This window comes from Agriterribacter humi, assembly GCF_009192765.1.
GTDB lineage: Bacteria > Bacteroidota > Bacteroidia > Chitinophagales > Chitinophagaceae > Agriterribacter > Agriterribacter humi.
The window spans coordinates 331,324-346,546 of record NZ_VOHQ01000005.1 but is presented as its reverse complement, the minus strand read 5'-3'; the positions used below and the strand labels follow the sequence as shown (position 1 = coordinate 346,546).

Here is a 15,223-nt window from a genome sequence, read left to right as displayed (position 1 = left end):
TTACTAATTCCTTAATCGCTTTCTTTTTTAATTCCTCAGAGAAAATCCGATGCTCACGGATTTCTAATTTTGAGTTAACTTGCCGCATAAGTGACTGTTTTTTGTCAACCTATTTTAGGCATACACAGACTGTGTCATGTAACCTGTAACCTGAAACCTGAAACCTGTAACCTGAAACCTGTAACCTGTAACCTGAAACCTGACACCTCCGTTCACTTCAATATATTGAGCACATTATACATTTTGCGTACTAAAGCAGATGCTGAACCATTGTAGTTGTTCACTAAAAAAGAGAAAATATAGGTTTTACCATCTATTGCGGTATGGTATCCCGTAAAACCTTTCACATTTCTTATAGTGCCACTTTTCATTTTTATGCCGTTATATTCTGGTAATGACTGATAAAAAGCGGGAAACCAGCTTTGCTTTTGAGCATATTTCAGTATTTCAACCTGCGCATGGGTAGTAACCCGGTTTAATGGCGAAAGCCCGGAGCCATCCACCATATTTATTTCTGCAGGATCAATTCCATTTTGTTCCCAGAAATTTTTTACAATGTTTATGCCGGTATCTGTGGCGCTATATCCTTTTTTTTCATACGCCATTGTTTTTAACAATGCTTCACCATAAAGGTTAATGCTTTTTTTATTGAACCAGTAAATGATGGAATCAAGCGGGGGAGATGTTTCTGTATGAAGAATTGTATAGGCGTCAGCTTTCCCGTCAAAAACCTTATTTGCTTCAAACGAAGGATCCGTTATTCCTGCATTTGCCATTTGGTCTGTTAATTCAGCAATAAACTGTTTGGCGCCGGAAGGAAAAGCGCCAGATACGCCAAACCCGTTTTCGTTAACAGGAATCGTTCCTTTAACAATTCCGGCAGTATCATTTAAGGGGAAATAGATATATGCATTGTCTCCCGTTCCCCGGGCTGCAGCGGTTACCATCGAACGAAGAGCATAGCCAAATAACTTGGGATTGGTGCCTGCTATCCGCACAGGGTCGCCTATGTTGCTCCCCGATTGCAGCAGCAGATCATATTGATTTTCGCGCCAGTTTAATTTTTCAGATCCGGCGCCATAGTAATTTCCTATATCCTGCCATATCCAGCCATCGGGGATATAATCAAATGCCCACCCTTTGTTATCAACAGAGATTGAATCAATATGTAAATGTTTTTGCCTGAACGATTCAATAATCCGTTCCAGTATTTTGTTGGCTTTTGTATTTTCCCACCGCTCACTTCCCAATGTTGGATCTCCTGAAGGTAAAATATACAATGTGTTGTTGCCTGTGCCAAATTTTGTTTTGTACCTGAAATCCTGTCCCAGCAAAGCAAAAGCGGTGGTACTGGTAATTATTTTTTGAGTAGAGGCCGGAGCCAGCCCTGTTTGTCTATTTTTATCAAATACCACTTTCCCGCTCTTCGCGTCAATTACATACAATGAACTGATGGCATGTGTCAACTGGCTGTCTTCTTCGAACCGGAGGAATGCTTTTTGCAGTTTTTGTGTAACCGTTTGCGCGCTAATCTTTGTTGCAGGGAACATTACCGCCATTGCAAGGATATACAACACAGCCATATGGTTGAAACTTCCGATTGTTCTTCTCATAATAAAAAATATTTATCGCTAAACCGGGAATAATTAAATTTATAGTATGGAAAATGAAGTTAAAGAGCCCGCGCCAAAATACAACTATATTTCACCTGAAGCATACCTGGAGGCGGAAAGGGCTTCCAAAAACAGGAGTGAGTATTATGACGGGCACATTATTGCCATGGCCGGCGCAAGTTTGCGGCACAACAGGATTGCCATGAACTTGTACCGGGAAGTGGGTTTTTTTTTGAAAGGGAATCGTTGCAATATGCTTCCTTCCGATATGCGTGTTAGTACCCCCTTACATGATTCGTATATGTATCCTGATGCGGTAATTGTATGCGGTGAACCTCAATTGGAAGACGACAAATTTGATACCCTGCTAAATCCTTCGGTGATATTTGAAATCCTTTCTCCTTCCACCGGCAGCATGGACAAAGGAAGAAAATTTTTCTTTTATCGTGAGATACCTTCGTTAAAAGAATATATTATGATTGATGCGCTCAAGCTATCCGTCATTGTTTCCCGCAGGCAGTCCGGCAATGCGTGGGCTTTTGAAAATATAGATGAAGGTTCTTTCACTATTCAAACCATTGGCTTTACCCTTACCTTGCAGGAAATTTATGATGGCACAAATATCTGATCCTTTTAATAATACACTCAAAATAAATGCTTCTGTTATTACCATTGGCGATGAATTGCTGATAGGGCAGGTAATAGATACCAACAGCGCATGGATAGCGCAGGAACTGAATAAAACGGGTATATGGCTAAGGCGCAGAGTGTCGGTTGGCGACAATAAAGAAGAAATTATCCGGGCATTGGATGAAGAGAGCAGGGATACGCCCATTATTCTTATAACAGGTGGACTGGGTCCTACCGCTGATGATATAACCAAGCCGGTGCTTTGCGAATATTTTGGCGCTTCATTGGTTATTAATGGAGAAGCGCTGGCGAATGTAAAAGCTATTTTTGAAAAATTGAATCATCCGCTTATAGAACGCAATCTTAAACAGGCGGAAGTGCCGGATAAATGCACCGTTATTCCCAATAAAAGAGGAACAGCCCCAGGCATGTGGTTTGAAAAAGAGGGAAAGATTTTTGTAAGCATGCCCGGCGTACCGCATGAAATGAAAGGAATGATGACGGATTATGTTATTCCGCATTTGCAGCAGTATTTTACTTTCCCTTTTATAGATCATCGTACCCTGCTTACTTTTGGCATTGGCGAATCCTTTCTCGCGGAAACCATTAAAGGCTGGGAATCGCAACTGCCTGATCATCTCAAATTAGCCTACCTGCCCAATTATGGAATGGTGCGTTTGCGCATTACCGGGAGCGACAGCAATAGCAGCAGGTTGCAGGAAACGTTAAACAGCCAGTTTGGGAAATTAAAAACGCTGGTAGCCGAATGGCTGGTAGCAGCGGAAGACACTACGCTTTCGCAGGTAATTGGAAAAATGCTGCAAAAAGGCAAACAAACACTTTCTACGGCTGAAAGCTGCACGGGAGGATACATTGCCCATCTCATTACTTCGGTGGCAGGCTCCTCTGCCTGGTACAAAGGGAGTGTGGTGAGTTATGCCAATGAAGCAAAAGAAAATATACTGGGTGTGCAAAGAAGCACGCTCGTATCTGCTGGCGCCGTGAGTGAAGATACCGTAAAGGAAATGGTGCGTGGCGTTATAGCAAAAATGAATACAGACTACGCGGTGGCTACTTCGGGTATAATGGGGCCTGATGGAGGCACAGCGCAAAAACCGGTAGGAACCGTATGGATAGCGGCGGGTAGCCGGAATAATATTATTACCGCACAATTTAATTTCCGGCACAACCGGGCCCGTAATATTGAAATGACGGCATATTATGCTTTAAATCTTTTGCGGAAACTAATGGTTGAAGAGGGCATTTTATTGAAATAATGCATGGGCAATAATGATATGCCGGAAAGAGTTATTAGAAAAATATTCACATATGTTTCTATGGGTTTCTATTTGAACAGCAATACTTACCTTTGAACCTTAACGATCATTAAAATTCTGATATGGCGATAGTTGACCTGGTAATGCCTAAGTTGGGCGAAAGTATCATGGAAGCTACCATTTTACACTGGAGTAAAAAACCGGGCGATCATGTAAAAATGGATGAAACCGTGTTGGAGATCGCTACGGATAAAGTAGACAGTGAAGTGCCATCTACAGCAGAAGGTGTAATTGAAGAACTGCTCTATAATGAAAATGATGTAGTGCCCATTGGTACCGTTATCGCAAAGATCAGGTCGGAGAATGGCGTTGAGGAACAAGTTCCTGCCACTGCGGTTGCCACTCCTGAAATAAGGGATGAAACAGGAATAAAAGAAGTGCCTTATCAGCCATCGCATACCACTGCACCTAAAACGGGCAGCGCCCGGTTCTATTCTCCGCTTGTTTTAAATATTGCCGCCAATGAAGGCGTAAATTTATCGGACCTGGAAAAAATACCCGGCACCGGAAATGATGGGCGGGTTACCAAAAAAGATATCCTTCAATGGATTGCTGCCAAAAAAGAAGGCACGGCTCCGGAAGCCATTGAGCAGCCACAAGCGGTTTCCGCTGTTCAGCAAGCTACTACTGCCATTCAGCCTGAAGAAGCCGCAGAAGTTACGGAACCGGTTTATGGTGGGAATGTAGAAGTTATTGAAATGGACCGTATGCGTAAGCTTATTGCAAAGCATATGGTAGACAGCAAACATACCAGTGCACATGTAACCAGTTTTACTGAATGCGATGTAACCAATATGGTATTGTGGAGAGAAAAAGTGAAAGTGAATTTTGAAAAGCAGGAAGGGGAGAAGTTAACTTTTACACCTTTGTTTATTGAAGCCATCATTAAATGCATTAAAAAATATCCCTGGCTCAATGCCAGTGTTGATGGTGATAAAATTATCGTGCGTAAGGATATCAATATAAGTATGGCTACCGCTTTGCCTAACGGTAATCTAATAGCACCGGTTATACAGGAAGCAGATATGCTGAACCTTACAGGACTCGCTAAAAAAGTAAACCGTTTGGCCAACGCTGCCCGCAATAACCGCCTTCGGCCCGATGATACCCAAAACGGAACGTTTACCGTAACCAATGTAGGAACTTTTGGTAGTTTAATGGGCACGCCCATTATCAATCAGCCCCAGGTAGCCATACTGGCAATAGGCGCTATAAAAAAGCGCCCGGTTGTAGTAGAAACCCAACAGGGCGACAGTATAGCCATACGTCATATGATGTATCTCTCTCTTTCCTACGATCATCGCATAGTTGACGGATCATTGGGCGCTACATTTCTTACTGCAGTAGCGAACGAAATGGAAAACTTTGATGTGAACAGAAGCTTTTGAGTTGCGGGTTACAGGTTTCATGTTACAGGCACAAGGTGCAGACTTCTGGCAACGCTATTCGGGTTTGTTTAAATTTTACTCCTCTTTTAAAATAAGCGCGGCAATATAACCGTTACCATTTGGCAACGGCAGCTGAATTATTATGCGGATATGAAGCAGCATGTTAAAAAAGGGAATGCTGCTTTTTACGATGATCTTTTACTTATAGTTGGTTGGAAGTTTTTTGTATTTTTCTTAAATTCGGTAAACTAACCCATACAATTATGAAGACTTTATCTCATACCTGGTTTGCAGAAGGATATATTGATTTTGAGCTGAAAAAATATACCCTGCTGGCTTATCTCCAGGAAATACACAAGGAGTTTACACAAAATAAATTGTACCCGCAGTTATCCGACATTATTTTTCATCACAACAATATCCTGCATTTTAAGCACAACAAGGAAATGCTACAGGATCAGTTTCCTAAAAAATTTACGCATGTAAATATGGATAAGCTGCAACTGCTGTATGAAAAAATTGTTGAAGATGATGAAATGATGAAAGAGCTGGAAGATATTATCCAATATGCGGTTAACCGCATGAGCGCTACCATTAAAGACGGGGCTGGGATATACGAATTTGTAGAAGAAAAGCTGAATATCCTTCCGGTAGGTATTATTCCGCTGGAAAACAATGAAGGATACTTCTTTCTTTGCAACGGATCATATCATCAAACCAATGTATACCAGTACCGGTTGAGTATTTTTGAAAAGCACGACGAGAAATACCGCAGCATTAAAACATCCTTCATTGCTCAATGGAAAAGAACAATCGTAAATACTTATGAGCACATAAAAACGGAACTGATCAGGAGTAAAACAGATTTGCCCAACCCTGCGGTATATAGTATTGAAACCGATTTGAGCTTTCCTTTGGAAGAAACCTTATTACCGGTTGCCAAAAGAACGCTGGTGAAATACATTACGGGGAATGCAGCGTAGTTGAAGTAACGCCACGAAGCCACAACGTTCTTCTTTGTAAGGATTTTTATGGCAAATCCGGCTTTAATAACCGTGCTTGGATGAGATGGCGATATCGGCACGGTTTTTAGCAACCGCTGTTCATTGGACTAACTTTTGAATTGCCACTTCTTTGTCCCGCTCCAGTTGGGCTTTCAATGCATCCAGCCCGTTAAATTTTTGTTCGGGCCTCAAAAAGTATTTTACATATACTTTTACTCCTGTATGATAAATATCGCGGTTAAAATCAAAAATGTTCACTTCAATCACCATTTTGCTGCCATCAACCGTTGGTCGAAAACCGATATTCATCATCCCTTTAAAGAGCTGTTCTTCAATTTTTATTTCTGCTGCATACACGCCATTGCCCGGTATTAACTTTTCGGGATTTTCGACATGCAAATTGGCTGTGGGATAGCCAATGGTGCGGCCCAATTGGTTACCTTCCACCACTTTTGCCTCAAAAAAATAATCATATCCCAGCAGGGCATTGGCAGATTCGATATCACCCTCCCTTATTGCTTTGCGGATGCGGGTAGAACTAACAGCTATTTCATTGAGCACTTTTTCGGGAATTTCTTTTACACTGAATCCCAGTTCCTCGGCATATTTTTCCAGCATCAGGTAGTCTCCGGCGCGGTCTTTGCCAAAGCGGTGGTCGTAACCAATAATGATGGTATGCGGATTGATATTCTTAACTAAAAAATTTTTTATATACGATTCAGCAGTTTGCTCGGCAAATGCTTCTGTAAAGGGAACGATCACAAGATGATCAATGCTTTCCTTCGACAATATTTCAATTTTCTCTTCTAAGGTGCTTAAAAGCCGCACTTCGTGGGTGTGTGAAACAATTTTCCTGGGATGCGGGTGAAAAGTAATGATAACGGTTTCACCGGATATGGGTGAGGCTTCGGTCTTTAACTGGTTAAGAATATGTTTATGCCCTGTGTGCACCCCGTCAAAAGTACCTATGGTTACTACAGCATTGTTAAAAGCGGGAAGTTTCGATATGTTGTGATGTATTTGCAGGGTAAATTCCTCTTTTAATTCAAGCCTGTTGACATTATTATGGAATGCAGGTACGAAACTCAAACAATTGATCGCTGAGCCCGTTGTGCCCGCCGGGCTGCAAAACTAACAGATAATTGATAATTGCACGGCGAATATTTACTTTTGCAGCGGTTTAAAAAAATATCATGAGCTTATATAATGAAAGAGGGGTATCTGCACAGAAAGAAGAAGTACATGCGGCCATTAAAAACCTGGATATGGGTTTGTACCCAAAAGCATTTTGTAAAATGTATCCCGATTTTTTGGGTGGGGATGAGGATTATGTAAATATCATGCATGCCGATGGTGCTGGTACCAAAAGTATACTGGCGTATTTATACTGGAAAGAAACAGGCGATATTTCGGTGTGGAAGGGCATTGCACAGGATGCGATTGTTATGAATCTCGATGATTTGTTGTGTGTTGGTGTATACAATAATATCGTGTTCAATTCAACCATTGACCGCAATAAAAAACGTATTCCCGGCGAAGTGCTGGAACAGATCATTAACGGATCACAGGAATTGTTCGACAACCTGAAACAATATGGTATACATATTCACTACTTAGGCGGAGAAACGGCGGATGTGGGTGATGTGGTGAGAACGATTGCCGTAAATGGCACAATGACTTCCCGCTGGCCAAAGAAAAAGCTCATCACCAATGAAAACCTGCCTGCCGGCAGGCAGGGGATACAGGCGGGTGATGTAATTGTAGGGTTCGCCAGCTACGGACAATGCGCCTATGAAACGGAATACAACAGCGGGTTGGGCAGCAATGGATTAACCAGTGCACGCCATGATGTATTGAGTAAATATTATGCGGAAAAATACCCCGAAACGTTTGAACCGGCTCTGAATAAAGATGTAATATATATTGGTGAGCACAAAATGACAGATAAACGTAATGTGGATGGAAAAGAAATTACCATCGGAAAATTGCTCTTGTCGCCTACCCGCACCTATGCCCCGGTATTGAAAGTTTTGCTGGAAGAACATTTCGATGCGATTCATGGTTTAATTCATTGCAGCGGCGGAGGACAAACCAAGTGCCTGAAATATGTACCGGAAAACGTAAGGATCATAAAAGACAACCTTTTCTTACCTCCCGTTATTTTTGATCTTATTCAAAAAGCAGGCAATACTCCTGCCCGCGAAATGTACCAGGTATTTAACATGGGCTGCCGGTTAGAAGTATATACATCTGAAAAAGATGCGGAGGCTATCGTTAAAGCAGCGGTCCAATTTGGTATTGATGCCCGGGTAATTGGCAGGGTGGAAGCATCAAAACAGCAGGAATTGATTATACAAACCAGGGAAGGTGAACTGAAGTTTGATGGTGCATAGCATTGCGGCAGGTTAATTGCAATTTAGTACGCACACACCTTTCTGTGCATGTACAGCATATTACTATCATTTATACAAGGTCTGCAACTGTTTTTTTCTCTAAAATTCTTAATGTAGCGTCTCTTGCCATGATTAACGTATCGCGCAGTCCACAGTTTTTTTCATCGCAGTTTTTACATCGCTCATAAAAGTTCAGACTTACACAGGGAAGCAGGGCAATAGGACCATCCAGCAAACGCATTACTTTTGCCAGGTGGATTTTTGACGGTGCTTCCTTGAAAAAATAGCCCCCGCCCTTGCCTTTCTTACTGTCTAACACCTCACCCTTTTTTAGTTCCAGGAGTATATTTTCAAGAAACTTGAGTGGTATTTTTTTCTTCCTCGCAATTTCTGCGATAAGGATGGGCCCGTCTTTTTCAACCTGGGCCATATACATGAGTGCTTTAAAAGCATACTGGGTTTTTTTAGAAAGCATAATCCTAACGGGTTTTAAACAAACAGCAATATAATTTTAAAATCTGGATTTCTGTTAAACTCGTTCATTTACAGTCCAAGCACATCGCTCATTGTAAATACACCCCGTTGCCCGTATATGAATTCAGCGGCGAGCACAGCGCCCAAAGCAAAACCCGAACGGTTATGTGCCGTATGAATGATCTCAATATCATCTGTTGGCGAATGATACCGGATACGATGGGTTCCTGCCGCCGGATCAATTCTTTTACTGATGATCTGGAGATCTGATGCTTTATTCGTTTCTTTATTAACCCATTGCTTTTTAAAAGGACTAACCGCCAGTATCTGTTCAGTCAGCGTAATGGCAGTGCCACTGGGTGCATCTTTTTTTTGGGTGTGATGGGTTTCTTCTATGGTAACATTGTATTCTCTCTGGGAAGCCATTAATTGCGCCAGTTTTTTATTGACCTCAAAGAAAATGTTTACGCCTATGCTAAAATTACTGGCATACAACAATGCGCCATTTTGCGCTTTACAATTCCATACTGCTTCTTCATAGCGGTTTAACCAACCGGTGGAACCCGATACTACCGGCACTCCCGCTTCAAAACATTTGTTGATATTGTCAAAAGCGCTGTCGGGGCCTGTAAATTCAATAGCCACATCGGCGTTACTGATATTGTCAACTGTATTATCTTCCGTATTGTCAATTGAAATTTTTAATTCGATGCTGTGCTTGCGCTGAATGGCGATCTCTTCAATGGCGTGGCCCATTTTACCATAACCTATCAATGCTATTTTCATCTTGTATTTTATTTATTCAGGCGGCAAAGATAAACAGATTTAACGGGCCGGGGAAAGCCGGTTGACATGGTTTTTACCAATATTAAGTACGATGCCTATTCCTGCAGTGTTGGCAACAGGCATATAACCGGGTTTAATCTGCAGGCTGAGGTCATCCGTAATATTGAAATCTCTCAAATGGGCATCCACGGTAGCGTCAACTACATTCAACCCCCATATCAAAATGAAGGCTAATACGGAGTAATCTACATTCCTTCTGAATTCATTGCGGTAATTCTGAAGTCCTGACTTATCCCCGCGGTTCACCAATGGTTGCAACTGAACATAAACATTTTTATAGTTCCCAGTGTCTTTATTTGCTAAAACATTATAGGCATACCGCGTACGCTGAAACCATTTGAGGTTGTCAATAAATGTATAAGTGGGGAAGGCCAAGGCACCATAAACAAGAGGTAGCTTCCAGTATTTCTTATTGTAAACCTGTCCTGCACCGGGGAATATGGCAGAAAGGAGCGCCGCCGTACCTGCAGGGCTTCTTTTTTTTGATGTATCGGCAGGTGCGATTTTCGGTACGGTATCCTTAATAACGGGTACAGACGTTATTATACTACTGTCAGCCATTTGTTTTGTGATAACGGTATCGTTTTGTGCACAGGCAGATTGTACACAAAATGCTAAAAAAAATATCAATAGCATGTATTGCTGACGCATAGTAGTGATTGCATTAAACAGCCGGAACATTCATTTTTTCCAGGATGGTATTGAGTTCCTGTATGGAAAAATATTCAATGGTAATGGCGCCATGCCCTTTTTTATTGTGTTGCATTTTTACACGCGTACCATAGTGAGAGGCTAAGTTATCTTCAATTTTCCTGAAAGGAGCGGGAAGCACTGCTTTTACCGGTTTTTTAACAGCAGAGGTTTTATATAATTTTCTTACAAGGTCCTCTGTTTGCCGCACAGACAGACCTTTGCTTTTAATTTCATTAAAAATAAACAATTGCTGATCAACGGTATCAACATTTACAATGGCACGGGCATGCCCCATGCTGATCGTATTGTTGCGTACAGCTATTTGTATATCCGGTGGAAGTTTTAGTAAACGGATATAGTTGGTTACCGTGCTTCTTTCTTTGCCCATACGCTCGGCTACCTGCTCCTGCGTATATTCCAGTTCTTCCATCATACGCTTATAGCTGATCCCTATTTCAATAGCGTTAAGGTTTTCACGCTGCAGGTTTTCCAATAAGGCCAGTTCCAGCAATTGCTGATCATTAGCCTGCCTGATATATACCGGTACATCTTTTAATCCCGCAATTTTAGCTGCCCGCCACCTTCTTTCACCCGCAATGATGCGGTATTTATCGCCTGTTTTAGAAACCGTTAGGGGCTGAATAATATCGTGCAGCTTAATCGAGTTGGCCAGTTCATTCAAAGCCTGCTCATCAAAATGGTGACGCGGTTGTTTGGGGTTAACCTCAATCTGCTCAACAGGAACACGTATGGTAGTGGTAACTTTTTCTACCACACCTCCTTTCAAATGATCGCCACTGGTGGTTTTTAAGTCGGCATCAATGCTTTGCAACAGGGAGCGTATTCCTTTGCCCAAAGCTTCTTTTTTATTTTTATTGTTTGGAGTGCTGCTCATTGTCAAGAGTTAAGATTCTTTCGTCCTGTGATATTTTCGTCATGTTATTGCGTTGCAAAACTTCTTTGGCAAGGTTGAGATAATTAATAGATCCCTTGCTTTCCGCATCATATAAGATAGCAGGTTTGCCCACGCTTGGCGCTTCACTTAAACGGGTGTTGCGGTGGATAATAGTATCAAAAACCATTTCTTCAAAATGATGCCTTACCTCGTTTACTACCTGGTTGCAAAGGCGCAGGCGACCGTCATACATCGTCATTAAAATACCTTCAATCACCAGTTCCGGATTTAACCGGCTCTGCACAATTTTTATCGTGTTCAACAATTTCCCTAATCCTTCCAATGCAAAAAACTCTGCCTGTACCGGCACTACTACGCTATCGGCGGCGGTTAAAGCGTTTACGGTAATTAATCCTAAAGAAGGAGAGCAGTCTATCACAATAAATTCATAATCACCCCTGATAGGATCAAGGATATATTTTAGCACATTTTCCCTGTTGGGATAATTGATCATTTCAATTTCAGCGCCCACCAGGTCAATATGCGAAGGAATTACATCTAAATTGGGGATCTCGGTTTTTAATACGGTTTCTCTTGCCGGCGTTTCATTTACCATGCAATCGTACAGGCTTTTTTGTACATTGTGCAGGTCAAAACCTACTCCTGTGGTACTGTTTGCCTGTGGGTCAGCATCTACCAGCAGTGTTTTTCTCTCCAGTACCGCCAAACTCGCGGCCAAATTAATAGCCGTAGTGGTCTTTCCTACCCCGCCTTTCTGATTGGCTATACCTATAATTCTTGCCATGTGTTGTTTACCTATATTATTATACTAAAAATGCTTTCCGGTTTTGCCAAATGGCAAATGTAAATTATTATTTCTGCTGTTTTTCATTAAATGTCAAGGGTTTCACCAGGTTGTAATAAATGCAGCTTCATTTCCTGGTCTGAAAACGCTTTCCCTGCCTTTTCATGATCAATTTTAATAAAACCAAAAGTATCATAGTGAACCCCGATAACCTGGTTGCATTGTATAAAACGCGCTGCCTGAATGGCATCTTCTATACCCATTGTAAAATTATCACCTACGGGCAGCACGGCAAAGTTCAATATGGCATATTGAGGAACCAGTTGCATATCCAACGTTAAGGCGGTATCGCCACTATAATAAAAGTTGCCCTCTTCGCTGGTAAAAACAAAACCCATAGGGTTTCCGCCGTAGCTACCGTCTGGTAATCCGCTGGAATGCTGGGCCACCACACATTTCACCGCTCCAAAATCAAAGGCCCATTTACCCCCGGTGTTCATAGGATGGGTATTGGTTATTCCCTGGTTATTAAGCCATATATGAATTTCAAAGCTGCATATTACTTTAGCCCCGGTTCTTCCTGCAATGCTTATGCAATCGGCAACGTGATCCTCATGACCATGCGAAAGGAAGATATAATCGGCGGCTATTTGGCTTATATCAATGTTTTTTGCTAATGCATTGGGCGTTATAAAAGGATCAAACAGAATTTTTTTACCCTTTATTTGTACTGCAAAACAAGAATGCCCGTAATATGTAAAACGCATCATATATATTTATGCCGTTTCAGAATTCAGTTGATGGCTGAAACAGGTTTATCTTTGTTGAATAAATGGCTGAATCAACAGTGACATGTTGACAAAAATACAGTTTCGGTATAATATTCATTGAACAATTCATTCACAGTAGCCGATATTAAGATGCATTCAGATATATATACTATTATTTCCGGTACCAACCGCCCCGGAAGTAATACCATAAGAGTGGCAAAACAATACCTGCGTTTACTTGAAAAGAAAGGAATACCGGCCAGGTTTATTTCATTGGAAGGAATAGATGTTAATAACAGGAACGACGGGCTGAGGCTGTTGGAAAAAGAAGTACTCATCCCTTCCCGGAAATTTATTTTTGTTACCCCCGAGTATAACGGTAGTTTTCCGGGCGTTTTAAAGGCTATGATAGACAATACCGACATTGAAAAAGTATGGTGGGGCAAAAAAGCGCTGCTAACCGGTGTGTCTACAGGAAGGGCAGGCAACCTGAGGGGAATGGAGCATCTTACAGGCGTATTGCATTATCTTAAAATGAATGTTCATCACAATAAGTTGCCTATATCGGTGGTGAACAAATTATTAAATGGTGAAAAGGATATTGAAGATGAGGCAACATTAAAAATGATTGATGAGCAGTTAGAGGATTTTATACGGTTTTGACGATACAGGTTGCAAGTTTCAGGTTACAGGGAATCCGTTCCAGTTTTGAGTTTGTTGCTTTTTATTTTTGGTACTGTTGTATGGGGGCCGGGATTTTTTAATTTGTAGTTTATAGTTGTATTTGGTTTCGAATTTCGAGCTTCCAGCTTCGGATTTTAGATTTTATTTGTTTTTTGAATTTTATTTTTTAGTGCTTTGCCCCGGCTTCGGACTTTGGCATATGAATTTTATTTGGTTCTTGTGATTTGTTTTTTGGTGCTTGGTACTCCGGCTTCGGATTTTATATTTGAATTTAATGTAGCAATATGCGTCGTTTTTCGGGTTCATGGATCTTTATAATAATAATACTGTTGATTGACCTGTATGTTTTTCAGGCCGTAAAACTTACAGCACAAACAGCAACGCCTAAGATAAAATTTATCGTTTACGGATTATACTGGGCGGTAAGCGCTGTGGTTGTTATAACACTTGCTGTTATGCCCTATATTAATTTAGATAACTGGCCAAAAAACTTCCGAACCTATTGGATGGCCATTATTATAGGCTTATTCCTTTCCAAGGCGCTGACTGTAATTTTTTTGGTGGCAGATGATTTACGCAGGGTGCTGCAATGGGGAGGAGGGAAACTGTTTTACCAGTATGTGCAGGGAGAGCCCTTTAAAGGAGCGGGTATTTCAAGATCGGTATTTATGAGTTGGTTAGGGCTGGCGGTTGGCGGAGGACTGATGGCAGCAATGATGTATGGCTTTGTTAACAAATACCGCTACCAGTTAAAAAAGGTGAAGCTTAATTTTCCCAATCTTCCCGAAGCATTCAAGGGGCTGAAGCTGGTTCATATTTCCGATGTGCATTCCGGAAGTTTTACCGATAAAAAGGCTGTGGAGCATGGTGTTAAAATGATTATGGCGCAGGAGGCGGACCTTATTCTTTTTACCGGCGACCTGGTAAATGATCATGCCAGTGAAATGAATGATTATACTGAAATATTTGCCAGGTTAAATGCGCCCATGGGCGTATTCAGCACACTGGGTAATCATGATTACGGCGACTACCGGCAATGGTCAAGTGAAGATGAGAAACAGCAAAACCTTGAGCGATTAAAGCAGATGCAGGCAAATATGGGCTGGCGCTTATTAATGAATGAGCATGTGGTGCTGGAAAAGCAGGGACAGCAAATTGCTTTATTGGGTATAGAGAACTGGGGAGCCAAAGCCAACTTTCCAAAGTATGGTAAATTAAATGAAGCATACGCTGGAGCAGAAAAATATCCTTTTAAAATTTTAATGAGTCACGACCCCAGTCATTGGGACGCACAGGTAAGGCCCGAATACAGCGATATTGATCTTACACTCAGTGGCCATACACATGGAATGCAATTTGGAGTGGAGTTGCCTGGTTTTAAATGGAGCCCCGTACAATATGTGTATAAGCAATGGGCCGGATTGTATGAAGAGGAAAAGCAAAAATTGTACATCAACCGCGGGTATGGGTTTATAGGCTATCCCGGAAGGGTGGGTATTTTGCCGGAGATTACATTGATTGAACTGGTGTAGAGGGTACAGGTTACAAGGTACAAGTTACAGGGTGCAAGGTACAAGTTACAGGGTGGCAAAGTTCCTGAAACCTGAGACCTGAAACCTGTAACCTGAAACCTATATAACATTTCCCTTACGTTTACTTAACAAATTACTCTGAAGCCTTTATTGCAGATG

At 41.6% G+C, this 15,223-nt stretch carries 15 protein-coding genes; 7 read left to right on the top strand and 8 right to left on the bottom strand.

Annotated features, from left to right (window positions below; translation table 11 throughout):
* Positions 1–212: 212 nt before the first annotated feature.
* On the bottom strand, positions 213–1,613 hold the full coding sequence (dacB, locus tag FRX45_RS11625; RefSeq protein WP_226805294.1) for a D-alanyl-D-alanine carboxypeptidase/D-alanyl-D-alanine endopeptidase: 1,401 nt from the start codon (positions 1,611–1,613) through the stop codon (positions 213–215).
* A gap of 46 nt (positions 1,614–1,659) precedes the next feature.
* On the opposite strand from dacB, the gene FRX45_RS11620 reads away from it, so the two are divergent.
* The 4 genes from FRX45_RS11620 to FRX45_RS11605 all read left to right on the top strand — a co-directional run bounded on the left by FRX45_RS11620 (position 1,660) and on the right by FRX45_RS11605 (position 5,951).
* Positions 1,660–2,241 (top strand): Uma2 family endonuclease, encoded by a 582-nt coding sequence (locus tag FRX45_RS11620; protein ID WP_152268586.1) that lies wholly within the window; start codon positions 1,660–1,662, stop codon positions 2,239–2,241.
* Positions 2,222–3,520: a CinA family nicotinamide mononucleotide deamidase-related protein gene (locus tag FRX45_RS11615; protein WP_226805292.1), complete on the top strand. Its 1,299-nt coding sequence runs from the start codon at positions 2,222–2,224 to the stop codon at positions 3,518–3,520. The genes FRX45_RS11620 and FRX45_RS11615 overlap by 20 nt, the downstream gene beginning before the upstream one ends.
* Positions 3,521–3,642: 122 nt before the next feature.
* Positions 3,643–4,968: a dihydrolipoamide acetyltransferase family protein gene (locus FRX45_RS11610; protein ID WP_152268585.1), complete on the top strand. Its 1,326-nt coding sequence runs from the start codon at positions 3,643–3,645 to the stop codon at positions 4,966–4,968.
* A gap of 263 nt (positions 4,969–5,231) precedes the next feature.
* Entirely contained in the window at positions 5,232–5,951 is a 720-nt protein-coding gene (locus FRX45_RS11605) for a hypothetical protein (RefSeq protein ID WP_152268584.1), read from the top strand.
* A gap of 120 nt (positions 5,952–6,071) precedes the next feature.
* Here FRX45_RS11605 and FRX45_RS11600 read toward each other — a convergent pair whose 3' ends face one another.
* The gene (locus FRX45_RS11600; RefSeq protein WP_226805286.1) at positions 6,072–7,061 is read right to left on the bottom strand and encodes a bifunctional riboflavin kinase/FAD synthetase; all 990 of its coding nucleotides are present in this window, start codon (positions 7,059–7,061) and stop codon (positions 6,072–6,074) included.
* Positions 7,062–7,165: 104 nt separating this feature from the next.
* On the opposite strand from FRX45_RS11600, the gene FRX45_RS11595 reads away from it, so the two are divergent.
* Complete coding sequence (locus tag FRX45_RS11595; RefSeq protein ID WP_152268583.1) at positions 7,166–8,365, top strand: AIR synthase-related protein; 1,200 nt, start codon at positions 7,166–7,168, stop codon at positions 8,363–8,365.
* A 70-nt stretch (positions 8,366–8,435) separates the two neighbouring features.
* Here FRX45_RS11595 and FRX45_RS11590 read toward each other — a convergent pair whose 3' ends face one another.
* From FRX45_RS11590 to FRX45_RS11565, 6 genes are all read right to left on the bottom strand, one after another.
* Complete coding sequence (locus tag FRX45_RS11590) at positions 8,436–8,840, bottom strand: RrF2 family transcriptional regulator (RefSeq protein ID WP_152268582.1); 405 nt, start codon at positions 8,838–8,840, stop codon at positions 8,436–8,438.
* Between the two features lie 68 nt (positions 8,841–8,908).
* Complete coding sequence (gene dapB / locus FRX45_RS11585; RefSeq protein ID WP_152268581.1) at positions 8,909–9,625, bottom strand: 4-hydroxy-tetrahydrodipicolinate reductase; 717 nt, start codon at positions 9,623–9,625, stop codon at positions 8,909–8,911.
* Between the two features lie 39 nt (positions 9,626–9,664).
* Positions 9,665–10,246, bottom strand: a complete 582-nt coding sequence (locus tag FRX45_RS11580; RefSeq protein WP_152268580.1) for a DUF5683 domain-containing protein — start codon at positions 10,244–10,246, stop codon at positions 9,665–9,667.
* A gap of 103 nt (positions 10,247–10,349) precedes the next feature.
* Positions 10,350–11,273, bottom strand: a complete 924-nt coding sequence (locus FRX45_RS11575) for a ParB/RepB/Spo0J family partition protein (protein WP_152268579.1) — start codon at positions 11,271–11,273, stop codon at positions 10,350–10,352.
* Positions 11,251–12,078 carry a ParA family protein gene (locus FRX45_RS11570; protein ID WP_152268578.1) on the bottom strand — a complete coding sequence of 276 codons (828 nt, stop codon included), beginning with the start codon at positions 12,076–12,078 and terminating at the stop codon, positions 11,251–11,253. The genes FRX45_RS11575 and FRX45_RS11570 overlap by 23 nt, the downstream gene beginning before the upstream one ends.
* A gap of 86 nt (positions 12,079–12,164) precedes the next feature.
* Positions 12,165–12,848 carry a metal-dependent hydrolase gene (locus tag FRX45_RS11565; RefSeq protein ID WP_226805277.1) on the bottom strand — a complete coding sequence of 228 codons (684 nt, stop codon included), beginning with the start codon at positions 12,846–12,848 and terminating at the stop codon, positions 12,165–12,167.
* A 117-nt stretch (positions 12,849–12,965) separates the two neighbouring features.
* On the opposite strand from FRX45_RS11565, the gene FRX45_RS11560 reads away from it, so the two are divergent.
* The gene (locus tag FRX45_RS11560; protein WP_152268577.1) at positions 12,966–13,511 is read left to right on the top strand and encodes an NADPH-dependent FMN reductase; all 546 of its coding nucleotides are present in this window, start codon (positions 12,966–12,968) and stop codon (positions 13,509–13,511) included.
* Between the two features lie 305 nt (positions 13,512–13,816).
* Entirely contained in the window at positions 13,817–15,064 is a 1,248-nt protein-coding gene (locus FRX45_RS11555; protein WP_152268576.1) for a metallophosphoesterase, read from the top strand.
* The last annotated feature ends 159 nt before the right edge of the window (positions 15,065–15,223 follow it).